Annotated in this window: 22 protein-coding genes; 9 read left to right on the forward strand and 13 right to left on the reverse strand. The window is 65.9% G+C overall.

Annotation, left to right across the window (positions count from 1 at the left end; translation table 11 throughout):
- The first annotated feature begins 4 nt into the window (after positions 1–4).
- Complete coding sequence (gene folP / locus VJ109_RS04740) at positions 5–2,425, forward strand: dihydropteroate synthase (protein WP_324759418.1); 2,421 nt, start codon at positions 5–7, stop codon at positions 2,423–2,425.
- Positions 2,426–2,450: 25 nt separating this feature from the next.
- Entirely contained in the window at positions 2,451–2,675 is a 225-nt protein-coding gene (locus VJ109_RS04745) for a hypothetical protein (RefSeq protein ID WP_324759420.1), read from the forward strand.
- A gap of 9 nt (positions 2,676–2,684) precedes the next feature.
- Here the strand turns inward: VJ109_RS04745 and VJ109_RS04750 are convergent, their stop codons facing one another.
- Entirely contained in the window at positions 2,685–3,104 is a 420-nt protein-coding gene (locus VJ109_RS04750; protein WP_324759422.1) for a hypothetical protein, read from the reverse strand.
- Between the two features lie 109 nt (positions 3,105–3,213).
- On the opposite strand from VJ109_RS04750, the gene VJ109_RS04755 reads away from it, so the two are divergent.
- Positions 3,214–3,819, forward strand: a complete 606-nt coding sequence (locus VJ109_RS04755; protein WP_324759424.1) for a hypothetical protein — start codon at positions 3,214–3,216, stop codon at positions 3,817–3,819.
- Between the two features lie 57 nt (positions 3,820–3,876).
- On the opposite strand, the gene VJ109_RS04760 is transcribed toward VJ109_RS04755, so the two are convergent.
- A complete protein-coding gene (locus VJ109_RS04760; RefSeq protein ID WP_324759426.1) occupies positions 3,877–5,631 on the reverse strand; it encodes a BCCT family transporter in 1,755 nt (584 codons plus the stop codon).
- A 406-nt stretch (positions 5,632–6,037) separates the two neighbouring features.
- Here VJ109_RS04760 and VJ109_RS04765 point away from each other — a divergent pair, with 406 nt between their 5' ends.
- Entirely contained in the window at positions 6,038–6,199 is a 162-nt protein-coding gene (locus tag VJ109_RS04765) for a hypothetical protein (RefSeq protein WP_324759428.1), read from the forward strand.
- 62 nt (positions 6,200–6,261) lie between these two features.
- Here the strand turns inward: VJ109_RS04765 and VJ109_RS04770 are convergent, their stop codons facing one another.
- From VJ109_RS04770 to VJ109_RS04795, 6 genes are all read right to left on the reverse strand, one after another.
- The gene (locus VJ109_RS04770; protein ID WP_324759430.1) at positions 6,262–6,705 is read right to left on the reverse strand and encodes a universal stress protein; all 444 of its coding nucleotides are present in this window, start codon (positions 6,703–6,705) and stop codon (positions 6,262–6,264) included.
- A 61-nt stretch (positions 6,706–6,766) separates the two neighbouring features.
- The gene (gene ilvA, locus VJ109_RS04775) at positions 6,767–8,017 is read right to left on the reverse strand and encodes a threonine ammonia-lyase (RefSeq protein ID WP_324759432.1); all 1,251 of its coding nucleotides are present in this window, start codon (positions 8,015–8,017) and stop codon (positions 6,767–6,769) included.
- Positions 8,018–8,020: 3 nt separating this feature from the next.
- Positions 8,021–10,573 carry a GcvT family protein gene (locus tag VJ109_RS04780; RefSeq protein ID WP_324759434.1) on the reverse strand — a complete coding sequence of 851 codons (2,553 nt, stop codon included), beginning with the start codon at positions 10,571–10,573 and terminating at the stop codon, positions 8,021–8,023.
- 287 nt (positions 10,574–10,860) lie between these two features.
- The gene (locus tag VJ109_RS04785; protein WP_324759436.1) at positions 10,861–11,241 is read right to left on the reverse strand and encodes a hypothetical protein; all 381 of its coding nucleotides are present in this window, start codon (positions 11,239–11,241) and stop codon (positions 10,861–10,863) included.
- Entirely contained in the window at positions 11,238–12,377 is a 1,140-nt protein-coding gene (locus tag VJ109_RS04790) for an aromatic ring-hydroxylating oxygenase subunit alpha (protein ID WP_324759437.1), read from the reverse strand. Before VJ109_RS04790 ends, VJ109_RS04785 begins: the two co-directional genes overlap by 4 nt.
- Before the next feature lie 147 nt (positions 12,378–12,524).
- Entirely contained in the window at positions 12,525–15,110 is a 2,586-nt protein-coding gene (locus VJ109_RS04795) for a GcvT family protein (protein ID WP_324759438.1), read from the reverse strand.
- A gap of 234 nt (positions 15,111–15,344) precedes the next feature.
- Here VJ109_RS04795 and VJ109_RS04800 point away from each other — a divergent pair, with 234 nt between their 5' ends.
- Entirely contained in the window at positions 15,345–15,764 is a 420-nt protein-coding gene (locus VJ109_RS04800; protein ID WP_324759440.1) for a GlcG/HbpS family heme-binding protein, read from the forward strand.
- On the opposite strand, the gene VJ109_RS04805 is transcribed toward VJ109_RS04800, so the two are convergent.
- Positions 15,761–16,489 carry a creatininase family protein gene (locus tag VJ109_RS04805; protein WP_324759442.1) on the reverse strand — a complete coding sequence of 243 codons (729 nt, stop codon included), beginning with the start codon at positions 16,487–16,489 and terminating at the stop codon, positions 15,761–15,763. The two genes, VJ109_RS04800 and VJ109_RS04805, sit on opposite strands and share 4 nt — an antisense overlap.
- Positions 16,490–16,566: 77 nt before the next feature.
- Here VJ109_RS04805 and VJ109_RS04810 point away from each other — a divergent pair, with 77 nt between their 5' ends.
- The 4 genes from VJ109_RS04810 (at position 16,567) to VJ109_RS04825 (ending at position 20,184) form a co-directional block, all read left to right on the forward strand.
- On the forward strand, positions 16,567–17,529 hold the full coding sequence (locus VJ109_RS04810) for a succinylglutamate desuccinylase/aspartoacylase family protein (protein WP_324759444.1): 963 nt from the start codon (positions 16,567–16,569) through the stop codon (positions 17,527–17,529).
- Positions 17,530–17,620: 91 nt separating this feature from the next.
- A complete protein-coding gene (locus VJ109_RS04815) occupies positions 17,621–18,631 on the forward strand; it encodes a DUF8073 domain-containing protein (protein ID WP_324759446.1) in 1,011 nt (336 codons plus the stop codon).
- Between the two features lie 59 nt (positions 18,632–18,690).
- Positions 18,691–19,551: a methylenetetrahydrofolate reductase gene (locus tag VJ109_RS04820; protein ID WP_324759448.1), complete on the forward strand. Its 861-nt coding sequence runs from the start codon at positions 18,691–18,693 to the stop codon at positions 19,549–19,551.
- Between the two features lie 45 nt (positions 19,552–19,596).
- The gene (locus VJ109_RS04825; RefSeq protein WP_324759450.1) at positions 19,597–20,184 is read left to right on the forward strand and encodes a cyclodeaminase/cyclohydrolase family protein; all 588 of its coding nucleotides are present in this window, start codon (positions 19,597–19,599) and stop codon (positions 20,182–20,184) included.
- A gap of 444 nt (positions 20,185–20,628) precedes the next feature.
- On the opposite strand, the gene VJ109_RS04830 is transcribed toward VJ109_RS04825, so the two are convergent.
- From VJ109_RS04830 to VJ109_RS04845, 4 genes are all read right to left on the reverse strand, one after another.
- Entirely contained in the window at positions 20,629–21,606 is a 978-nt protein-coding gene (locus VJ109_RS04830; RefSeq protein WP_324759452.1) for a Gfo/Idh/MocA family protein, read from the reverse strand.
- Positions 21,607–21,669: 63 nt separating this feature from the next.
- Entirely contained in the window at positions 21,670–22,434 is a 765-nt protein-coding gene (locus VJ109_RS04835; RefSeq protein WP_324759454.1) for an IclR family transcriptional regulator, read from the reverse strand.
- Positions 22,435–22,472: 38 nt separating this feature from the next.
- Positions 22,473–23,546, reverse strand: coding sequence for a D-xylose 1-dehydrogenase Gfo6 (gene gfo6, locus VJ109_RS04840; protein WP_324759456.1), 1,074 nt, complete (start codon positions 23,544–23,546; stop codon positions 22,473–22,475).
- A gap of 61 nt (positions 23,547–23,607) precedes the next feature.
- Positions 23,608–24,651, reverse strand: a complete 1,044-nt coding sequence (locus VJ109_RS04845; protein ID WP_324759458.1) for a zinc-dependent alcohol dehydrogenase — start codon at positions 24,649–24,651, stop codon at positions 23,608–23,610.
- Positions 24,652–24,733: the final 82 nt, after the last annotated feature.

Here is a 24,733-nt window from a genome sequence, read left to right on the forward strand (position 1 = left end):
TGCTATGGAGTACCACGAAGCGGCCGACTACCTGCAGTCGCTCCAGCGTCGGCGGCCGAAACTCGGGACCGAGACGACGGCGCGGATGCTCGCGCACCTCGGCGACCCACAGCGTGGCCCCGACTTCGTGCAGGTCGCCGGCTCCAACGGGAAAGGCAGCACCGCGTGCATGCTCGAGAGTGTCCTCCGGCACGCGGGCCTCGACGTCGGGCTGTTCACGTCTCCGAGTCTCACCGATTTCCGCGAGCAGATCACCGTCAACGGCCGACCGATCCCGAAATCGAGCGTCGTCGACCTCGTCGAACGCATCGATCCCTGCATCGAACGATTAGACGCCGACGACGACCTGCCGACCCACTTCGAAGTGTTGACCGCGCTGGCGATCGCCCACTTCGGGGACGAGGACGTCGACGTCGCGGTCCTGGAGGTCGGCATCGGCGGACGCTACGACGCGACCAGCGCCGTCGATCCGGTGGCCAGCGCCGTCACGTCGGTCAGCCTCGAACACACGGACCTGCTGGGCGACACCGTCGCCGAGATCGCCCGCGACAAGGCCCAGGTCGCCCCGGAATCGCGCCCGCTGGTCACGGGGGCCGAGGGCGAGGCGCTGGACGCGATCCGTTCCGTCACCGACACCGTGACCGTCGGTGCGACCGACGCCGACGTCGTGGCCGTCGAGACGGGGATGCGCTGTGCCGTCGAGAACAGCGTCTCGATCACCGGCCCCGACTGGTCCACGGAGACCAACCTCAAACTGTTGGGTCAGCATCAGGCGAGCAACGCGGGGGTGGCCGCGACGCTCGCCCGGCAGGTCGCCGACGTCGACCCCGAGACGGTGGCAGGGGGCCTCCGAAGCGCGACCTGGCCCGGGCGGTTCGAGATCCGGTCGACCGAGCCGATGGTCGTCCTCGACGGTTCGCACAACCCCGGCGCGATGGCGACCGTCGAGCGCCTGCTGGCCCGCTACGACTACGCGGAGTTACACGTCGTCTTCGGCGCGATGACCGACAAGGACCACGACCGGATGGTCGCGGCGCTCCCGCCGGTCGACACCGCCTACGTGAGCCGGCCGGACATCGACCGTGCGGAATCCATCGAGACGCTCGCGGACGTCTTCGACGGCCAGGCCGACACGGTCCGCCGGATCGACTCCGTCCCGGAGGCCACCGAGCGCGCGATCGCGGCGGCCGGTCCCGACGACTTCGTGCTCGTGACCGGATCGCTGTACGCCGTCGCGGAGGCCCGCGAGCGCTGGACCCGCCTCGTTGTCCCCAAAGAGCGACACGTCCAGTCCGACGACGCCGTTCTCCCCCGTGCGGCGTTCGAGGACGGGGCGGCCGCCGAGATCTCCCAGCGGCACCTGGCGACCCACCTCCGGACCACACAGGCCGACCGGGTCACAAAGAGACTCCGGTCGCTGGGCGGCGAGAGCGTCAGTACCGACGCCGGACAGCCCGAACACGTCGTCTCGGCCGCGCTGTCGGGAACCGTCTCGCAGCTCCAGGCGTTCGCCGAGGGGGCGCCGAGTGAGGGACACGGCCTCGCCAGCGTCGGGCGGAAGCTCTCTCAGGCGCTCGACGGCCCCCCCGACGACTGGCCGGTCGACGGCTCGGAAACGGCGGTGATGGGCATCCTGAACGTCACACCGGACAGTTTCCACGACGGCGGCGAGTACGACACCGAGCGGGCCGCCGTCGAACGCGCCCGGGAGATGGTCGAAAACGGCGCGGACATCGTCGACGTGGGCGGCGAGAGTACCCGACCCGGTGCGGACCCGGTCCCCGTCGAAGAGGAGATCGCCCGCGTCGTCCCCGTCGTCGAAGCGCTCGCCGATCTGGACGTCCCCGTCTCGGTCGATACGCGCAAGGCTGCCGTCGCCGACGCGGCGCTGTCGGCGGGCGCGGACATCGTCAACGATGTCTCCGGGCTCGACGACCCGGAGATGCGCTTCGTCGTCGCCGACCACGACGCCGGCCTGGTCCTGATGCACAGCCTCGCCGCGCCGGTCGACCCCGACCGTTCGGCCGACTACGACGACGTCGTCGAGTCGGTCCTCCGGGAGTTGACCGAGCGGGTCCTGCTCGCCGAACAGGCCGGTATCGACCGCGAGCGTATCCTGGTCGACCCCGGCTGTGGGTTCGGCAAAGACGCCGCCGAGTCGTTCGAGCTGCTGGACCGCCTGCGGGAGTTCCGGGCGCTGGGCTGTCCCGTCATGATCGGCCACTCCCGCAAGTCAATGTTCGCGGACATCAACGGAGCGACCGGCGACCGCCTCGTCCCGACGCTGACGGCGACGGCGCTGGCGGCCGAACGCGGGGCAGACGTGGTCCGTGTCCACGACGTCGCGGCAAACGCCGCGGTGCTGGACACCGTCTCCGCGACCGCCGGATCGGGCGAGCACGCCAACAGCCGCCGAAAACACTGATACCGGTCCAGCACCGACAGCCAGTATGCTGCTCCAGATGCAGGTCGGCTCGGGGATCCTCGAATCGGTCAGTCAGGTGGCAGCCGCCGCTGGCGCCCTCGTCCTCCTGTTGCTGCTCGTCGCTCTCGGGAGCTTCGCGTACAAGAGCCTCAGGGGCGACGGGATCCGCTGGCCCGACGAGACGGAGGAGACCGAACAGGAGGACGGCGTCAGCCGCGGGGGCGACGACGACGAGTGGGAGTTCTACTGAGCGCGCCGACTAGTCGTAGGAGTGCTCGAACTCCCAGTGATACCGACAGCTCGTGCAGGTCGCCCACTCGGGGATGTCGAAGCTGCCGGGGTGGCGCTGGCCGTGTTCCATGCGCCCTCGGCAGACCGGACACGTGAGGTGCAACAGCTCCAGGTCGCTGAACGCCTCGGGATCGAACTCCCCGACACAGCGGGGACAGTCGAGGTCGTCCCGGGCGTTGTGCTGGAAGATCTCGGCGTCACACTGGGGACAGCGAACAGTCGCCGGCGGCCGACTCGCCCATCCGATGTCCCCGTCGTACGTGGTCGTCGCCGTGTCCACGCTCGACAGTCGGAACTTGTTCGGCCCGTCACCGGTGCGGAGCGGCGCGGCGACCCGTTCCGCGACCCAGCGGAGCTTCGAGAGGAGCGTGCGGAGTCGGCCAGTCACGGACAGTTTCAGGCGTTCCATCTGTATAAGCCCTGGGTGCGCTTGTCGGACGCGGACATTCACGAGGGTAGGCGACAGGTTTTCCCGCCGCCTCTCGGAACGTGGTGCCATGGCAGTCGGGACCGCTGTTCGAGTCGTCGTGACGGCGTCGGGGGGCAACGGTGCGGTCGGAACGTTCGTCCCGGGACAGATGGACCCGAGTATCCTCACCGACGCGTCCGGGCTCCTCCAGGGGGTGGTGTCGTTCCTGCTCGTCCTCGCGGCCGGGTGGCTCATCCTCGTTCGCTCCCCCGGACGGGTCGACGAGGCAGTCGACACGCTGTACGACGAACCGGTCCGTGCCGTCCTCTACGGAGCGATGGCGTACGCTGTCGTCCTGCTGTTGGGTCTGTACGGCGTCAACCAGATCGTCCGGATCGGGGTCGGCGGCGGGCGCCTGGCCCAGATCGGTGTCGTCGGCATCGGGGTCGCGGTCCTGGTGCTCACCGGCTTTGGCTTTCTCGTCCTCGGGACCCTGCTAACCGACATCCAGCGCGAACGCCGCCCGCAGTATGGCCTCCTCGTCGGGGCCACGCTCAGTGCCGTCGGCTGGATACTGTTGCCGCTCCCGTGGAGCGCGGTAGTCTGGTTCGGGCTCGCGGCGTTCGGCATCGGCGGTTCGGCACGGGTGTGGCTCCACACCGACCGGACCGTCGAGACCGAACGTCAGCGCTGAGGGGACAGCCGCGGCTGTCGGGCAAAACGGAGAGCGGGAAAACGGGACGACCGCCGCTCAGTCGCCGCTCGGCGTCTCGTCTCTGTCCGAGACGTCCGTCACCGTCGCGTCGCCGGCCGTCGTGATGTCGACATCGCTCTCTTCGGTGAGGTCCTGTATCGTCTCGGCGAACTCCTCGGATTCGAGGATCTGGTACTCGTTGCTGAGCCCCAGATACACCGTGTAACACATCAGACACAGGATGACCGCGAACGGCAATCCAGTCGTGATAGCGGCCGTCTGCAGCGCCGTCAGGCCGCCGCCGATGAGCAGGATCGAGGCGACAAGCCCCTCGACCAGTGCCCAGAAGATCCGCTGGATCCTCGGCACGTCGTGTTTCCCGCCGGAGGTCAGGTGGTCGATGACCAGCGACCCGGAGTCAGAGGACGTGACGAAGAAGGTGATGACCAGCAGCGTCGCGAGCAAGCCCGAGACGGCTCCCAGGGGGAACTGTTCGAGCATGGCGAACATCGCGACGGTCTGGCCGAGTTCGTTGTAGGTCGCGAGCGCCGCACCGTTGCCCTGCAGGGAGTTGAACAGCGCGCTCCCGCCGAACACCGACAGCCACAGCGTCGAGAACAGCGCGGGCAGGAACAGCACGCCCAGGACGAACTCACGGACCGAACGGCCCTTCGAAATGCGCGCGATGAACATCCCGACGAACGGCGACCACGCGATCCACCAGCCCCAGTAGAACACCGTCCAGGCCGTCACCGTCCCGTTCTCGGCCGGTCCGAGCGTGCCAGTGAAGAAGCCCAGCGCGAGGATGTTCCCGAAGTACGCGCCCAGTCCTTCGACCCAGGACCCCAGGATGTACACCGTGGGACCGACGATGAGGAGGAAGCCAAGCAGCGTGAACATCAGGTAGAGGTTGATGGTGCTGAGTCGCTTGACCCCGCCGTCGAGGCCGGCCGCGACCGACATCGTGGCGATCAGTGTGATGCCGGCGATGAGGGCGACCTGTGGCCAGGTCCCCGTCGGCACGCTGACGAGGCCGAGCATGTCACCGCCCACGTACGACAGGCCGGTGTTGACCTGTGCGACGCCCAGACCGAGCGACGTCGACAGCCCGAACAGCGTCGCGAACACCGTCACGAGATCGATGATGTGGCCGGGCCAGCCGTAGATCCGCTCGCCCAGCAGGGGCCAGAAGATCGACCGGAACGTCAGCGGTAGCCCGCGGTTGAACGAGAAGAACGCCAGCCCGAGGCCGACGAGTCCGTACACCGCCCACGGATGGAAGCCCCAGTGGAAGAACGTCTGTGCCATCGCCGCGGAGGCCGCCGCGCCGGTTCCCCCCTCCGCGCCGAAGAAGCTCGGAACGTTCTGGAAGTAGTACAGCGGTTCGGAGACGCTGAAGAACATGAGGCCGATCCCCATCCCGGCGCTGAACAGCATCGCCATCCACGAGAAGTCGCTGAACTCTTTCTCGGCCTCGACGCCACCGATCTTGATCTTCCCGTACTTGCTGAACGCGAAGAACAGCAATACAGCGATGAAGATGTTCACCGCCAGCAGATAGAACCAGCCGAACGTGTCTCCGATGAAGTTGAACAACCAGGTGTACGCCGACGAGGCGGTATCCCCGAGCAGGACAGTCACCGCGATGAACAACGCGATGATCACCAGGGCAACCGGGAAGACGATCGGGTGGATGTCGAACCCGAGCGCCTGGATGTTCGTGTCACCGGGTTCGCGGTCCGATTCCGGATGGAACAGCTCTACCTGGAGCCCATCCGACATCTCCCCAGCAGTATCGTCACTTTCTGACATGCGGTACCCCCATCTTCCGTAGTCGTTGTAATCGTCCGTGTCGTGTCATTGTCGTTGTTCGCAGTTCGGTCGCGTCGTGGTGCTGAGCCGTATCAACGACGAGTGTCGGTGCCATCACTGGCTCGCACCGCAGTTCGGTTCGTTCGTCTCGCTGTTCCGCGCGACGTAGTATCCGTGCACCCGTCAGACGGGTTGTCGCACTGTATCCAACTGCGTGTTACACAACCTCATGCGCATTCACTGTTGAACTCTAATAAAACTTTATTCAAAACCCGTAGAATAGGGGTCGGGCCGCGGTTCTAGTCGAAACATACCCCGATAATAACAGTTTTTTTATATTTTGTGTTTCCGATCCGGGAGAGAACGGGTCGCCCGTCTTTATCCTCGTACCCGTTCAAGTGACTACATGGAGAACACGATAGCGATCGGGGCAGCCCTGCTGGCGGCACTCCTGATGGGGCTCGGAATAGTAGGGATGGTCGCCGGGAACCTCCGTCTCGCCGGCTTCAGTTTTCTCAGTGCGAGTCTCGTCATCTACCTCCGGGAGACGCGGCTGATCGACGATTGACCGCAAAGCCGCCGTAAGGCAGGTTGTCAGCGGCCCCGTGTTCTGCCGGAGACGGGGTCGTTTCAGATTTCGTCCGCTTCCATCCGCTGGCTGATGACCGGAACGGTCGCCGAGCGAACCACCTTGTCGGTCGTCCCCCCGATCAGGTTGCCGAGTTTCCCCCGGTAGGCCGACCCGAGGACGATGGCGTCCATTCCCTCCTCCTCGGCGAACTCGACGATCTCCTCGCTCGCCTTCCCGGTCCGGATCGCGCGCTCGAAGCTCACGCCGTGTTCCTCGGCTATGTCGCCCAACTCCGACAGGGCCTGTTCGCCGTACTCGCGGTACTCCTCGCGCATCTCCTCTTCGTCGTCTCTCAGTGACAGTGCGCGCGGCGTCCCCGGAAGACCGATCACGTAGAGCCCGTGGACTGTCGCACCGAGCACTGCTGCGAGTTCGATGCCGTGTTTGGCCCCCTTCTGTGCCTCGTCGCTCCCGTCGTACGGAACAAGTATGTGTTCGTACATATCTGACGACTCGTGTTGATTTCCATAACAGCGGTCATATAACTTTCCCCGGGCCAGTGCCTCACCGGCTGGCCTGGGCGACGTTGTCGACAGGGTACCCCGCACCGCGGATTGCCTTGATGATGCTACCCGCGTGCTCGGCCCCGCTCGTCTCGACGTTGAACACGAGGTAGGCCTCGCCGATCTCCAGGTCCTCGACGGAGCGTTCGTGGCGCACGTCGTGGATATTCGCTCCCTGTCTGGCGATGATGCCGGATATCTCCTCCATGACTCCCGGCTGGTCGTCGATGCGGACCCGCAACTGGAGGAGCTGCTGGCGCTCCGTCAGTGCGTGAATGAGAACCTCTCTCATCTGTGTCATGTCGAGGTTCCCGCCACAGAGCAGCGGCATCACCGTCTCGCCGCTGACGTCCAGGTCGTCACTCAGGATGGCGGCGACGGACGCGGCCGCGGCCCCCTCGACGACCTGTTTGGCCCGCTCCATCAGCAACAGGATCGCGCTGGCGATCTCGGTGTCGGTGACCGTGACTACCTCGTCGACGTTCGCCTCGATGATGCGAAGCGTCGTCTCGGAGATACCGCCGGTGGCGATGCCGTCGGCGATGGTGTCGACCTCGTCCAGCGTCACTGGCATCCCCTTGTCGAGGCTCTCGTGGACGGTCGAGGCGCCCGTCGCCTGGACGCCGACGACGCGGGTCTCCGGCGAGAGGTGTTTGATCGCCGTCGAGACGCCGCTGATGAGGCCGCCCCCGCCGATGGGGACGACGACGGTGTCGGTGTCGGGGTTGTCGTGGTACATCTCGGAGCCAAGCGTCCCCTGCCCGGCGATGATGTCGATGTCGTCGTAGGCGTGGACGAACTCGGCGTCGGTCTCCTCGACGGCCGACTGGGCGCGCGTCATCGCTTCCTGGAAGTCCTTCCCGACGAGTTCTACCGTCGCACCGTAGTCGCGGGTGGCGTCGACTTTCGCCTGTGGCGCGGTCGTCGGCATGAAGATCGTCGACTCCGCGTCACACTTGGTCGCGGCGAGGGCGACCCCCTGGGCGTGGTTGCCCGCGCTCGCGGCGACGAACTCGTCGACGCCGCGGGCGACGGCCTGGGAGATCTTGTTGTACGCCCCTCTGGTCTTGAACGACCCCGTCCACTGGAGGTGTTCCATCTTGAGGTACACCTCGCCGCCGACGAGGTCGTCGAGCGACGAACTCCGCTCGACCGGCGTCTCCTTGACCACGGTGTCGTCGTCCAGCCGCTCGCGGGCGCGCTCGATGTCGGCGTACGTGACGGGAAGCTCCGCCGAATCGGTGTCTGACATGGCTTACCGGATGATCCTCTCCCGGCCCGGATCGAACAGGGGTTCGTCGCGGACGGTGGCGTCGTAAGTCTCGCCCTCGCAGTGGACCTGTACTGTGGTGCCGGCCTCGGCGTACTCGCTGGGGACGTACGTGTAGGCGATGGATTCACCGATAGTGTAGCCGTAGTCGCCCGCCTGGACGTACCCCAGCGTCTCGCCGTCTTTCGTGACCGGCCGCCCGCTCAGCATGATGTCCGTCGAGTCGTCGAGCGTCAACGGCGTGATGCGGTTGTCGATGCCGTCCTCGCGTGCCGCCTGGAGCGCCTCCTTCCCGACGAAGTCGGTGTCCATGTCGACGGCGAAGGGCAGGCCCGCCTCGAACGGGTTGGCGTCCGTGTCGATGTCGGTGCCCCACAGCCGGTACCCCTTCTCCAACCGCATCGAACTGAGCGCGCCCCCGCCCATCGGCCGCACGTCGAGGTCCTGGCCGGCCTCCCAGAGCGTCTCCCAGAGGCGCTGTCCGTACTCGGTCGGTGCCCACAGCTCCCAGCCGAGTTCGCCGACGTAGGAGACCCGCAACGCGATGACCGGTACCTCGCCGACGTAGATCTGCTTGGCCCGGAAGTACGGGAAGCCGCTGTTTGTCACGTCGGCGTCGGTACAGCGTTGGAGGAGCAGCCGGGCGTTCGGTCCCCACAGGCCGATAGTCGAGCGCGCGCCCTCCTCGACGTGGACGCCCACCGTCTCCGGGGCGTGCTCTTCGAGCCACCCGCCGTGGATGCCCGGCGAGTTCCCGCCGCCCGTGGTGACCAGATACTCCTCGTCGTCCAGACGGACGACGGTCACGTCCGCGAGGATGCCCCCACCCTCGTTCAACAACAGCGAGTAGCGGACCTGTCCGATGTCGATGTCGATGTCGTTGCTACAGACCGACTGGAGGAACTCGCCGCTGCCCTCGCCCTCGACCACGATGGAACTGAACGTGGTCATGTCGAACATCGACACCTTCTCGCGGGTGTGGAGGTGTTCGGCCGCCTCGATGGGCGAGCGGTTGATCGCCTGCCAGCCGTCCTGTTCGGGGATCTGGTCCTCGTAGCGGTCGACGAGGTCCGCGTTGGACTCGTAGTACTGCGGGGTCTCCCAGCCGCCGCTCTGGTAGAACTCCGCGCCCAGTTCCTGCTGTTGGTGGTAGAACGGACTCGTCCGCAGGCCGCGGTGATCGTCGGGCTGCCACCGGGGTTCGACGATGCTGTAGACCTGTTCGTACCGTTTCGCCCCACGGTCGACGAAGTATTCCTTCTCGCCGGCGTGGGGTTCGAACCGCCGGACGTGGATGCCGCCGGTGTCGACCGGGCCGGACGGGAGCCGCGGGACACCGTTCTCCATCCACTCGGCGAGGATCTTGCCGTAGCCCCCCGAGTGAGTCCACCAGATCGCCAGCCCGCTCCAGAGGCCGTCGACGGCGGCGGTCGGGCCGACGGCGGGCATCCCGTCGGGCGTGAACACGAAGATGCCGTTCTCAGTGGCTTCGTAGTCGACATCCTGCGTTGCCGGCAGGAGTTCGTCGAAGGCCTGCTTGGCGGACTTGTCCCGGCCGCGGTGGGTCGGCGTCTCCCAATGTTCCTTGGTGAACCCCCTGACGGAAGCCTGGTGCTCGTCGGTGTTTTTCCCCATCGCCTCGGGGTCGACCGAGAGTGTCTCGTGGTTGTACGACCCCATCCCCAGGGCGTCGCCGTGGTTCCGGAAGTACAGCGAGTGGTCCTGGTCGCGCCCGACTGGCTGGGTCGGTCCCTCGCTCATGTACTCCGCGATGGAGCGGTCGCCGGGCACGTCTAATCCGGTGGTGTTGTCGCCGACCGAACTCTCCTCGTCGGCCAGTTCGTCCAGCGGTTCGGTGACGACGTACTGGTGTTCGACGGGCGCGATCGGGAGGTCGAGGCCGGCCAACTGCCCGGTCTGGTACCCCCAGTTGTTCGTCGCCATCACACAGCGGTCACACTCGATGCGGCCGCGGTCGGTCACGACGGCCTGGACGGCGCCGTCCTCGACCTCGATGTCCGAGACCTCGGTATTCCCGATGAAGTCGGCCGCCGACTGCTCCATGTACCACTGGAGGGCGGCGATCCCGTCGACACGACCGTCGGTCGGGGAGTAGTACCCGCCCAGGATCTCCTCCTCGTCGACCATCGGGAGGTGATCTGTCACCTCTTCGGGGTCGAGCAGTTGTGGCTCTGGCAGTCCGTACGAGGTCGCCCACTCCTTCCGGCGGCGCAGGAAGTCCATCCGGTCCTCGCTACGGGCGAGTTCGATCCCGCCGACTTCGTCGTAGACACCCGCCTCCGAGAGCAATCGACTGGTGTAGTGGGCCGCCTTCGTCTGTATCTTCGATGGCGACGTTTGGAACATGATACCGGGCGCATGAACGGACGAACCGCCGGTGACCGGGAGCGGTCCCTGATCGACGACGGTGACGTCCTCCGCGCCGAGTTCCGACAGGTGGTAGGCGACGCTACAGCCGACAGCCCCGGCACCGATAATAACGGTATCCGCCCGAGATGGGGGAGTCTCTGTGCTCATATATCTCGTTCGAGACTGCTTCTGACACAAGTATAAAAACACCGATGGCGGGGATATCGAGATCGAGAATTCCAGACATAGAACCCCTCTATAGACCATACATGCCAGAATAGGGATTCAAGTCGAGACGGGTTGCACCACGGGCCACGACGAACCACAGCATTCTACACAGCTAACAGTTTCTGGTATCCGACTGGGGCGACGGGGCATTACGAAACAACGTGGCTGCTGCTGTGAGTGGAGAGGCGAATCAAGTGATCGTGACCGGTATGACGGGTAGCGACTCCTCAGACCGGCCGGAGGTGATCGGACCGGGGTTCCCAGAGCGAACCTTCCATACGCAAGTCGTACACTTCGGCCAGCGTGTCCCCGACGGTCCAGCCCTGTTTACTCATCGCAGCGGCGAGAATCCCAAGCGGGACGCCGTTCTCGAAATCGTCGTCGAGCGCCCGGAGGACAGTTTCGATGCCGTCCGAGTCCGAAACCGTCGTGACTGCTGGATGGTCCGCGAAGACCCATTCGAGATCCGTGTCCAGCAGTCCCTGCTGGCGTCGATAGACCGCGATCACCTCGTTCGCTGTCGACGCCTCGATGCGGGCACCTGTCTCGGTGGATCGAGCGACGAACGGTACGTCCGCTCGCTGGTCTGTCCGGGACACCGAAGTCACGCTTCGTAGGCCTCCTGTGCGAGTCGGTGCAGTTTGTGGACGGTGTGTTCGTTCGGTCCCAGTTGTGCCTGGGCGAGCGCTCCGGACTGCAGCCCTTCGTACTGGCGTTCGACGAGTTCGAAGTCCTCTTCCTGGAGTTGCCGGCTCGTCTGGACGAACTCTCGTTCCGCGTCAGTCATCTCCGCGGAGCTGAAGTAGTAGTCGGCAATCAGCTGGAACCGCCCCTCGTCGATCGGGTCGATAATGTACGTCCCGTACCCGTCGGCCGTGCCGTACATGTTCACCGTGAAGTTCGGCCAGAAGTAGTAGAACTTCGCCTCGTGTTCCTCGTGGATGCGGAGTTCGTCGTCGACATCCTCGTCGTGGGTGTAGTGGAGAATCCAGTGATAGTCGTTGACTTCGAGGTTGGACTCGTCGAGTTCGATGTCGGTGATCCAGTCCTGGTGGTTTGCGTGACAGTGATCGCACTCCGAGTAGTTGCCTGCGAACGTCTTCCAGTTGCAGTCGACTTCCGACACGTACCGCGCCGCGTGTTCGTACTCCTCTAGGGGCATGGCTTCCAGCTCCGTTTTCAGCGTCCCCGCCTGCTCGGCCAGCGGCATCGGGTCGTCGGCAAAGTTGAGGAAGACAAACGGTCCGATCCGGTCGGTCCGGACCTCGTTGAGTCCGTTTTCGCTGGCGTCCAAACTACAGACCTCCTCGTCATCCAGGTCCGGGTTGAGCCCGGCCTCCTCGAAGCTCTTCGGCGTGCTGTCGAGGTCGCCGTCCAGGTCGTACGACCACATGTGATACGGACAACGGATACGACCCATGTTGCCGGGGTTGGTCATGGGCGTATCCTCGACCATCTTCGACCCGCGGTGTGCACAGACGTTGAAGAACGCGCGTATCTCGTCGTCGTGGTCGCGGACGATGATCACTTGCTTGTCGCCGATCGTTCGCGTGAAGTACGCTCCCGTCTCCGGAATCGCGTTCGCGTGTCCGGCGTACACCCAGTACCGACCGAATATCTTCTCCTTTTCGAGTTCGTGAATCTGTGGCTCTGTGAAGTATTTTGCAGGTAATGCGTTCGTTTCGTCGGTTATATCCGGACTGACTGCAGTAACACCGTCGTTAGACGCGTTCCATCTAGTCATACGTGTGGTTTTCTTCTCGTAGACACTATCACCATTGGCCACGGATAGTACACCCATTTAAACGACGACGGTGGAAAATCGGCGGATTCAGCGGATCGTTCGATCGGTCGGAGAAAAAGTCCGGACGCCGGTGTTCGGGGTCCGTGCTCAGGAGACCAGCGGTTCCTCGCGGACGGTCGCAGTGTAGCGGTCGCCCTCGTAGAGGATGTCGACCTCGGTACCGGGGTCAGTGTACTCCGGCGGGAGGTAGCTGTAGGCGACACACGCCCCGACGGTGTAGCCGTACTCGGCGCTGTGGACGTAGCCGATGGACTCCTCGCCGTCGAGGACCGGACGGTTGTCCAAGATGGTCGCGTCCTCGTCGTTCAGCGTGAGACAGGCCACCTCCTTGCGCCGAGCGCCGCCGTCGGCCGCCGCCTCGGCGGTGTTCTGGAGCGCCTCCTTCCCGATGAAGTCGGTGTCCATGTCGACGGCCCAGCCGAGGCCGGCCGTCTCGGGCGTGTGCTCCGTGTGGAGGTCCTTCCCCCAGAGGCGGAACCCTTTCTCGATGCGCAGGGCGTTGAGCGCGCCGTTACCGTAGGGGCGCAGCCCGTACTCCTCGCCGGCCTCGAGCAGGTGTTCCCAGAGTCGTTCGCCGTACTCCGAGGGGGTGTACAGCTCCCAGCCGAGTTCGCCGGCATACGAGACCCGCAGCGCCGTCACGGGGACGTTCTTGACGAAGAACTGCTGGCTCGTGAAGAACGGGAAGGCGTCGTCCGAGAGGTCGACATCGGTGACCTTCGAGAGGACCTTCCGGGCGTTCGGGCCGGTACAGACCATCGCCGCCAGGCTCGAAGTGACATCGTTGACGACGACGCCGTCGGGGGCCTGTTCGCGGACCCAGGCGACGTGGTTGTTCCCCACCTCGCGACCAGTCGTCAACAGGAGGTAGCGGTCCTCGTCGGTCCGCGTGACGGTGATGTCGGCCCGGACGCCGCCGCCCTCGTTACACATCAGCGTGTACTTCACGTCGCCGACGCCGATGTCCATGTCGTTCGTACAGAGGTACTGGACGAACTCGCCGGCGTCGCTGCCGACGACCTCCATCTTGTTGAACGACGTCATGTCGTGGAGGCCGACGTTCTCCCGGACGTTCAGCGCCTCGGCGCCCTCGATGGGCGAGTAGTAGACGCCCTCCCAGCCGTTCCGGTCGGGGATCTGGTCCTCGTAGCGGTCGACGAGGTCCGCGTTGGACTCGAACCACTGGGGTTCCTCCCAGCCGGCCTCGGCCCACAGTTCCGCGTCGTACTCCTTGTGGGTGTGATACATCGGCGTCCGGCGGATGTCGCGCTGTTTGTCCGTCCACACCCACTTGGGGTGCATGATGTTGTAGACGATGCGGTATTCCTCGCCGCCGATGTCGTGGGCGAAGTCCCAGCTTCCCTCGTGGTCGTCGAACCGGTTGACGTCACAGTGTGCCAGGTCGATGGGACCGTCGTCGAGCCGCGGGACGCCCGTCTCCATCCACTCGGCCAGCGCTTTCATCGCGCCGCCGGCGTGGGTGACCCAGATTGCCGCCGCGGTCCAGAGCCCGTCGTACTCCTGGACAGGTCCCATCACGGGCAGCCCGTTGGGGGACTCGGCAAACATCCCGTTGTACTTGTGTTCGAGCTCTTTCCCGGCCGTCGCGGGGAGGAGTTCGTCGCTGGCCTGGCGCGGGGCCTTGTGGGGCCGATCCGGATGGGTCGCGTTGTCCATGTGGAAGTCGGTGAACTCGTGGACCGACCCCTGTTCGCCGTCCGGGTCGTTGCCGCCCAGGTCCCGTGGGTCCGGGACGATTGGCTCGTGGTTGTACGAGCCGATGCCGTAGGCGTCCCCGTGGGTCCGGTAGTACATCGCGTTGTCCTGGTCCCGGAGGATGGGACGGTCCGGGTCGGCCAGGAGCCGTTTGGTCTTCTCGCCGGAGACGTTCTCGTAGTTCTCGAACAGCGGGTGGTCGGTGACGTCGACCGCGTTGTCGGCCAGTTCCTCCAGCGACTCGGTCATCGTGTACTGATGTTCGACCGGCGTCACCGGGAGGTGGACACCGAGTTCCTCGCCCAGTTGCCGCGCCCAGATGTTCGTCGCGACGACCACCTCGTCACACTCGATAGTGCCGTTCTCGGTGACGACGCGCTGGACAGCGCCGTCCTCGACGTCGACGTCCTCGGTTCGGGTGTGGGGGACGAACTTCGCGCCCCGGTCCATCGCCTCCCTTGCGAGCGCGTCACAGGCGACGACGCCGGAGACCTGGCCGTCGGTCGGGGAGTAGTACCCGCCCAGGATCTCCTCCTCGTCGACCAGCGGGAGGTGGTCCGTCACCTCCGAAGGTGAGAGGATCTGTGGATCGGGGATCCCCCAGGCCTTGGCGTGTTCGACACGGCGCTGGAGGAACGCCATCCGTTCCTCGCTGCGTGCCACCTCGATACCGCCGGTCTCGCTGTAGGCCTGCTTGCCGTCTGCGCCCTCCAAGTCCGAGTAGAGCTTCCGGCTGTAGTTCGCGAACTGGCTGAGCGTCTTCGGCTCGGCCGTCTGGAACATGATCCCCGGCGCGTGCGTCGAGGAGCCACCCGTGGTGGGCATCGGTCCCTGGTCGACGACGACGACGTCCTCTCTCCCCATCTCGGTCAGTTGGTACGCGAGGTTACACCCCACGATACCGGCACCGACGATGACGGTGTCGGCGTGTTCCGGTAGGTTCTCGGTCGGTTGCATAAATCTAGTCTGAGGATGACGGTGGGGTCGGCAAATAGTTTCCGCTGGCCGGGGCGGGCTTTTCAAATGGTAGGGATACTAACTAGTGGTGGTTCGTAGTTCACAACACTATCGTTGTGAAGTATCCGGTCCCGACCGCTGTCGGGTCCCGGGCGACGCCGGAGGGCCACGACAGCGGTGTCGGTTGACTGAAACCTGGGTTCTAAGACGGTACCCGGCGAACCGGGGGATTGCATGGTCCAGTCTATTGCACTCGAGACAGCGACAGACGTTATCGAAGCAGCCGAACGGAAAGCCGAGGAGATCGACAACCCGATGGTCGTCACCGTCGCCAACAGCGAGGGGAACCTCGTCGCCCAGCACCGCATGGACGGGGCGTGGCTCGCGTCGGTGAGCATCTCGCGGAACAAGGCCTACACCGCCGCGGCGCTGGAGACACCGACCCACGAACTCGCCGAGCCATCGGAACCGGGGAACTCGCTGTACGGACTCCAGTCGACCGACGAGGGCCGCATCGTCATCTTCGGCGGCGGCTACCCCCTGGAGCGGGACGGCGAGATCGTCGGGACGATCGGCGTCTCCGGCGGCGCGGTCTCCCAGGACCGTGAGGTCGCAGAGGCAGGCGTCGAGCGCTGGGAAGAACTCCAGGCCTAACGCTCGGGAAGTTCCCGGTCGGCGACGGTCTCCAGCAGGGCGACAAGCGACCCCGTGGCCGATTCGAGCAACTGTTCGCCCAGGTCGGCGCTCCCGTCGCGGGGGTCGCCGACGACGCCGTTCTCGGTGAACTCGTCGGAGTCGAACGCGAGGTTGACACGCCCCTGCCAGTCGCCCCAGCGGTCGGCCCCGCCCGACGCAGCCTCCGCTAAGCGGTCCTCGTGGACCGTTTCGGGGTTCGCGTGCTGTAACAGCGCGGTCTCCATCGGTCCGCCGTGGCCCATGTCGATGTCCTGCTCACCCACCTCGTCGAACCACGTGAACGGGACGGCGTAAGCGTCGTCGTGGCGGACGATCCGGCCGGCCACCTCCCGGAGGGCGGCGATGTTCCCGCCGTGGCCGTTGACCAGAACGACCCGGTCCCATCCGTGAGCGGCGAGGCTGTCGACGACGTCCCGGACGTACGCCCGGAACGTGGACTCGCTGGTCCAGAGCGTGCCGGTGAACGCCCGGTGTTCCTCGGCGACGCCGACCGGGATAGCCGGCGCGACGACGACCTCACCGTCGTAGCGGTCGGCGGCCGCGTCGGCGACCGCCTCTGCGTTGAGTGTGTCCGTCCCCAGCGGGGCGTGCGGGCCGTGTTGCTCGGTGCTACCGACCGGGACCAGCGCCAGCTCCGTCTCGGCGTCGGCCAGATCGGTCCACGTCTCCGTCTCGATATGCATATCCGCCCCCTCGGGGCCGGCGGAAATAAACTCCCGCCACGCTCGCCTTTTTTGTCCCCACAGTACCCTGACAGGGTATGGAACACCAACCCGTCACGCACACGCGGACCGACCGTCGCCTCGGCCGACTGCCCTCGGGCGCGGACCTGACCGTGACGGTCCACCGGTACACGGGCGGGCCGGGACCGACCGTCTACCTCCAGGCTGCACAGCACGGCATCGAACTGAACGGGCCGGCAGTCCTGCGCCGCCTCGACGAGCGACTCGACGGCGCCGAGATCGCCGGGACGGTGGTCGCCGTGCCGGTGGCGAACCCACCGGCGTTCGACCACCGCTCGTACACCACCCCGTCGGCCTACGACGTGGTGAACCCGAACCTGAACCGCGTCTGGCCCGGGGACGGCGAGGGGAGCCTCCAGGAGCGCCTGGCCGCCCGCCTGTGGGACCTCGCCGGCGACGCCGACGCGGCCGTGGACCTCCACACCGGAACCGCCGACATGCTCGAACACGTGCGCTATCGCGCCGACGACGAGGCGGCCCGGGACCTGGCGACCGCCTTCGGGACCGAGTTCGTGTTGGCCGACACCGACAGCGAGGCGTCGGCCGAGGGCACTTTCCGGGAGGCCGCCGCGAACGCCGGGATTCCGGCCGTAACGGCCGAACTCGGCAACAGCCGCCAGGTCTCCCACGACGCCATCCGGACGGGTGTGGGCGGACTCGTGAACGTCCTCCGGTCGCTCTCGGTGCTCCCGGACACGCCGGCGTCGCCGCCCGACCGGACGACCCTCCGGGACGACGGCGAGACGGTCCGCGCACAGGCCTCGGGACTGTTCGAACTCCGTCCCGGCGTCGACGTGGGCGACTACGTCCCCCCGGGCGCCGAACTGGGGACCGTCTACTGCCCGGCCACCTTCGAGTCGCTCCAGACCGTCACCACCGACGACGGCGGGGTCCCGTACTCGCTCGCCCGGGAAGCGGTCGTCGCCGCCGGGGAACGCGTCGCCGCCATCGCGACCCGCGCCGAGTCGGACCGTCGGTGAGAGTGTCCCGATTATTTTGGGGGTATTTTAATGGGTTTGCTATTCCGCACATATCGTTATCCACCATAACGTGTCATAGATAAACAATACCATGGGATTACAGAATTCGTTCGATATCCTTTCCGACATCATCGACGAGTACGAGTCACGCGGCCGTGAGATCCGGAACGTCGAGGCGACGGCCGACGACGGCTCGGGTGACGGACTGTCGGTCACGCTGGATGTCCCCGTGTCGCTGTGCCCCGCCGGGGCCGACGGCGACTCGACACTCACCCCGGAGACGGCCACGCTAACCGACAGCGGTGGGCTCCAGGTGGAGTTCGACAGGTCGACGCCCGGCACGCTGCCCGACAACCTCTCGGGAGTCTCGGCCACCGAAGGCGCCGTCCGGGTTGTCGACGACGGTCTCCTGCTTACCGTCGAACTGACCATCGATCCCGGCAACACCGACCCGACAGAGGCGGACGAACCGCGTCGGACGGAGGAGCCGACGAGTGACCGAACCGACGATGGCGCCGCCGATTCGATGGGTGACGAGGACGACGATCCGACAGCGACCGGCCCGCAGGCGGTCCGGGACGACTCCGTTCCACCCTACGAGGACACGGAGTACCTCCGGGCGCTGTACGACAGCTATGACACCTTCACCGAGATGAGCCGCGAGATAGAGATGGAGATCTCGGCGGAGACGGTCCGCCGGTACATGATCGAGGCCGGCGTCCACAAACCGGACACGTACGACACCGGGTCGGGCGAAGCGCGCGAGAACACGGTTGATGCGGGTGCCCACGACGCGAGCGCGGCCGACACGGAGACCGATCCGACGGCGGCGATGCCCGACGAGCAACTCGTCACCGACGGCATCGGGATGCCCGAGGGCGTCACGCTGGAGGGCGTCGTCGAGGCCGTCGTGAACTCCTCGGCGATCTACGAGGTCCAGCGTGCGCTGGGACTGGAGCGCCAGCAGACCCGTGATCTCCTGCGCGAACTCAATCTCATCGGCCTCGTCCTCCACCGCATCTCCGACGGCGACCAGCAGGAAACGTCCTACGAGCAGGCCGTGGCTCGCATCAGACAGTGTGCCCCGAGCGATCACTCTTAAATGGGTTCCCTGGCACACCCCCACTACAAAGTACTCAGACCACATTTAATAGCTAAACAATGTCCTTAGGAACCAGCCGTACGACGGACCGCCGTGGGGTCGAGACACTCCTCACGAACGCACGCTTCGAGTTGATGCCGTTCGAGAGCTTCGACGAGGAGATAACCCACCTCCCCACGGACGCGACGATCGCGATCACGACATCGCCCCAGTTGGGCATCGACACGACCGTCGAAAAGACCGAAGAGGCGGTCGCACAGGGCTTCGACGTCGTCCCCCACGTCGCGGCCCGCTACGTCGAGGACCGGGAGCACCTCGAAGAGATCGCCAGGCGGCTGACCGAGGCCGGCATCACCGACATCTTCGTCCCCGGCGGCGACCGCGAGGAGCCCGCCGGCGAGTTCGAATCGGCCTACGACTTGCTCTCGGCGCTGTCGGAGACACCGTACTCCTTCGAGGAAGTGGGTATCACCGGCTACCCGGAGGGCCACGACTTCCTCGACGAGGCCACGCTGGCCGAGGCGATGGAGAAGAAGGCCCCCTACGCGACGTATATCGTCACGCAGTTGTGTTACGACCCCGACGCCGTCATCGAGTGGATCGAAGCGGTCCGCGAGCGCGACATCGACCTCCCTATCGAGGTCGGCATCCCGGGTGTGATGAAGTACCAGCGGCTGATGAAGATCTCACAGAAGGTCGGCGTGGGCGACTCGATCAAGTTCCTCCGGAAGACCACCGGCGTCCTCGGGTTCGTCCGACAACTCGTCGGCTCGCGGGGGACCTACGAGCCCGATGCGCTCATCGACGGCCTCGCACCGTACGTCGACGACGAGGAGTACGGTATCCGGGGCGTCCACATCTACACGTTCAACCAGACGCCCGACACCGAGGAGTGGCGGCTGGGCAGACTCGACCAGTAGTCCCACGGGGAATCGCCTATGCCCGCTCGGTGAGTGGTGGCCCACATGGACTACGGCAGCCGTTCTCTCGACCAGTTCCTCGACGACATCGCGTCGACAGCGGTGACGCCGGCCGGCGGGACGGCCGCCGCGGTCGTCGGCGCGACCGGCGCGGCCCTCTGTGAGATGGTCTGTCTCCACACGCTCGAACGGGGCGAGTGTCGCGCCGACGCCGCGGCCGAACTGCGCGACGCCCGTGCGGACTTACAGGAACTCCGGACCCGCCTCATGACGCTGGGCGAGTCGGACGCCTCGGCCGTCGACGACCTGCTCGCCACACTGCCCGCGGACGACGCTACGGCCGAACTGAAGCGGGCGACCGGCGTCCCGCTGACCATCGCCGAGGCGTGTCTGGCCGTCGTCGAAATCGGAACGGTGGTTACGACTCACGGGAACGAGAACGCCCGGCCCGACGCGGTGACCGGCCGTCTGCTCGCGCACGCGGCGATGCGGGCGACGGCGTTCACCGCACGGGAGAACCTGACGCGGATCGACGACCAGTCGTTCGTCGCGGACGTGACCGCCCGACTCGACGAGATCGAACGGGCGGCGGCCGATCAGTCGTGGCCCGAGGGGGCGACCGGCGAGTGGTGAGTGAATCCGGCGAACCCGTGACCACAGATCGATCGCGAGTCCCCGGGGTAGACGGTCGACGATCGGATAGGTTCGAAACACCTCGATAATGCGGGTATTTATCACTTTATTCGCACTCTTGAAATATCCGCGGAGTGTTTCCGCCGTCTTATGACCGGAGACCGGACAGTCACGCGTGTTTATGTTCTATAGATCATTAAATACCGCCGTGCTGTCAGATGATAGCCCATATACGTGAACATTGGGAGGAACATATTCGGATGGCCGACGTATCGGGACGACGATCGGCGTGCCATCGCTCAAACGGGACCGGAGCGTTCGATACCGGGTCCGAACAACTGATCCCCTGGCCGCCGTGTTTTGGACATACCCACCCGTCCGAGTCGGATGGCTGGACAGCTACGGGCGGGACAAGCTCTCGCAGTTCTGGACTTGGCCCCGGCGTCAGTCCAACTCGACTGGCTGTCCCGTCCGCGCGCTCTCGTAGAGCGCGTCGATGACGCGCATGATGGCGACGCTCTCGGTGCGGTCGACCCGCGGAGTCGCGCCACTGTCGACGCAGTCGGCGAACTGTTCGATCTCACGGCGGTAGTGATCGACCGGGTCGAACCGCTCGGTGACCTCGCGCCCGTCGACGGCGTAGGTCAGTTCGGTCGGGTTGTCGACGCCGACGTCGAACGTCGGTTCGGCCCGGAGCCAGCCATCCGTCGTCTCGACGCGGTAGTACTGGGTCAGCGGCGTCTCGAAGCCCGACTGGAGCCGTGCGCTCGCCCCGTCGCCGTACGACAGGACCGCGGCCGTCTCCGTCTCGACGCCGCAGTCGCGCCGGTCGGTCGTCGTCGCGTACACCCGGTCGGGATCGCCGAGGAACAGCCGGGCGGCGCTGACGGCGTAACAGCCGACATCCATCACGCTCCCGCCGGCCAGTTCGGGGTCAAGTCTGATGTCCTCGGCGCCGTCCGGCATCCGGAATGTGAACGTCGACGTGACGTTTCTGACCGGGCCGAGTTCGTCGTCGACGACCTCGACGGCACGCTCGGTCAGCGGGTGGTAGCGGTACATGAACGCCTCCATCAACGTGACGCCACGTTCCTCGCAGTAGTCGAAGACGGCCGCGGTCTCCTCGGCGCTCGCGGTGAGCGGTTTCTCACAGACGACGTGGAGTCCGGCGTCGGCGGCTGCCCGGATCCACTCGGCGTGGAGGCCGTTCGGAAGCGGGATGTAGACGGCGTCGAGCGTGTCGTCGTCGAGCAACTGCTCGTAGCTGCCGTAGCTCGTCGGGATGTCCAGCCGGTCGGCCACCGCCGCCGCCCGGTCGCCGTCCCGCGAGGCGATCGCCGCGACCTCGTGCGGGCTCGCCTGGATGCCGGGGATGACCGAGTCGATACCGATAGCTGCCGTGCTGAGGACGCCAAAGCGCATACCCACAGGGCGGCCGAGAAGGGCATAAATGTTGCCGTCGCTGGGGTCGTCGGCGTCCGCTACCTACGAGTAGGTCACGTTGAGTTCGATGACGTTGGCGACCTCCAACACCTTCTGTGCCATCTCCTCGCGGAACCGGTCGCCCTGGAGTCGGTTCGTCGGGCCGGAGGCGCTGATCGCGCCGATGACCTCGTCGCCGTCGTCCCTGACCGGCGCGGCGACACAGCGCAGGCCGTCGATCCGCTCCTCGTCGTCGAAGGCGACGCCGCGTTCGCGGATCTCCGCGAGCGCCTCGTCGAGTTCCTCCCGGCTACCGATCGACTGCTCTGTCGGCGCGTCAAGTCCATGACGGTCGACGATCTCGTCGACCTCTTCGGGGGAGAGAAAGGCAAGGATGGCCTTTCCGAGCGCGGTCGTGTGCAGCGGGACGCGAGTCCCGACGTGTGCTTTCACTCGGACCGCCTGGTCGCCGTATGTACGATAGAGATACGACCCCCGTCCGTGTTCCTCGACGAGCAGGTTGGCGAGCTCTCCGGTCTCCTCGGCGAGGCGGTCGACCTCCGGCTTCGCGATCTCGAAAAGCTGTTGGACGTGTCGGGCGTACGCACCGAGTTCGAGAAAGCGGAGTCCGACCCGGTACTCGGTGTCCTCCCTGACGACGTACTCCTCCTGTTCGAGCGTACTGAGGTAGTTGTGCACGGTGCTTTTCGGGATGTCGAGATGTCGCGCCAACTCGGTCACGCCCGCCCCGTCGAGCGCCTTCAACGCGTTGAGGATCTCGAACGTCGTCGTGACCGACTGGAGTGGGTTCTTGGCTGGTTTGGACATGCAGTAACTATCGTGAGAAACGTACAAAACGGTTGTTGTCAGTCGAGGGTGACGATCTCGCCCGTGTCGGCGGCCTCGTGTATCGCCCGGATGGTGCGCATGTCTTCGAGCCCGTGGCGCCCGTCGGCGACGATCTCCCCGCCGGTGAGGATACGGTCTGCGAAGTAGTCGAACTCCTCCCGCATCTCCCGCTGTGAGTCGAAGGCCGTCTGTTCGACGGTCCCCGAGACCTCGCCCCGCGAGAGGTGGAGCCGGCACTTGCCGTGGAACGCCGGGTGCATGTCGATCTGTCCCGCCGTGCCGGTGATTTTGAGCTGGGTGTCCTCCTGGGCCCGCTGGCTGGAGGTGGTGACCATCGTCACACCGTCTTCTAGCGTGAGCAGCGCGCCGGAGCGCTCGTCGGGGACGGCCGAGAACGCCTCGTGGTGGCTGCTCATTCGGGCCTGGACCGTGACCGGGTCCCGGCCCAGCAGGAACCGGGCGGTGTTCAGCGAGTAGATGCCCAGGTCCATGACGGACGTCCCGTAGCCCGAGAGCTCCGGGTCCAGGCGCCACTGGTCGTGGTCGGGGATCATCTCCAGCAGCGGCTGGCTGTTGTTCCCGTAGACCGACACGGGGTCGCCGATGAACCCGTCCTCGATGAGCGCTCGCGCCCGCCGGACGGCCGGGTCGGTGTGCATCCGGTAGGCGATCATCAGGTCGACGCCGGCCTGCTCACAGGTTTCGACGAGCTGTTCCGCGCGGTCGACGGTCGACTCCATGGGCTTCTCACAGAGCACTGCCTTGTCGAGGTCGGCCGCAGTCTCGACGTACTCTAGGTGGTAGGCGTTGGGCGTCCCGACGTAGACCGCGTCGTACGCGTCGGCCGCCTCGCCGTCGTGGAAGCCGTCGTAGCTGATGCCACGGTCGACGCCGTTGTCGGCGGCCAGGCGTTGGGCTTTCTCCACAGAGGAACTGACCAGCGTCGTCACCTCGCCGAGTTCCGAGTTCGCGATGGCCGGAAGCGCCACGTCGATCGTCCACCAGCCCAGGCCGAGTAACGCGAACCGAACGGTTCCCTCGGTGGTCGTCTGCCAGTCGCGGGCGTCGTAGTTGTCGAACCACTCTTTCATTGCGACGGGCTACCGACCGGGCGGTGTAAAACCTTCTGAAAGGTGTAAGCGATCGTGTATGTCAGCCGTGGAGTTCACTGACATCGAACACCGGCTTGCAGGTCTCGCCCGCGAGGAACGCCTCGAAGGCCTCGTCGGCCGCCGTCAGCGAGAACCGGTCGTCGACGAACGTCTCGCAGTCGACCGCGCCGCGGTCGATCAGGCGGAGCGACCGCTCGAAATCGTCGTACATCGACGCGTACGAGCACTGGAGGTCGATCTCCGAGCGGACCAGCGGGGAGTACTCCATCGTCGTCTCGCCGGTCTGTCCGACGAGGACGATCTGGCCCCCTTTCCGGACCTCCTCGACGGCCGACGGCAGCCCCGACGGGTGCCCGGTCGTATCGAAGACGACGTCGTAGCCGACCCCGTCGGTGAGCGCCGCTCGCCGGGCGGCAGCGTCCTCCTCGGCGATGTTGATCGTCTCGAACCCCAGATCCCGGGCCAGCGGGAGCCGGTACTCCGCGTCCTGGCCGACGCCGGAGACGACGACCGTGCCACCTTGTGCGCGCGCGATCTGAGCGGTCAGGAGGCCGATCGGGCCGGGACCCTCGACGAGGACGCGGTCACCGGCGGTCACCCGGGAGTTCTCGATGACGGCCCGAGCGCCGATGCTCGTCGGTTCGACGACGGCGGCGTACTGTTGGGGGACCGACTCCGGGACGGGGTGGAGCGCCCGTTCCGGGACAGCGACGAACTGCTCGTAGGCCCCGTCGTGGTCGACGCCGGTGATGACCGCGTCCTGACAGACGTTCGATTCGCCGATCTCACACTGATAGCAGTCGCCACAGCCGCGGATCGGCCGCTCGACGACGCGGTCGCCGACGGCGAACTTCGAGACCGCGTCGCCGGTTTCGATGATCCGGCCGGCGTACTCGTGACCGATGACCGTCGGCAGCTCCATCCGCTCGAAGGCCGACTCGAACTCGTAGATCCCGGCGTCGCTGCCACAGAGGCCGGCGTAGTCGACCTCGACGAGTGCTTCGTCGGGCGCTGGTTCCGGACGGTCCCGGTCGACGAACTCCATCGCGCCGTGGCTACGGCGCACTTTTGCTAACCCTCTCATACACCGAACAACTGGGTCGCCCCTAATAATTCTGTGGTTGGCGACCCGTCCGGGGGCTCCTCCACAAAGACCAAATACGGCC

Source organism: Haloarcula montana (assembly GCF_035666295.1).
In the GTDB taxonomy this organism is placed as follows: Archaea; Halobacteriota; Halobacteria; order Halobacteriales; family Haloarculaceae; genus Haloarcula; species Haloarcula montana.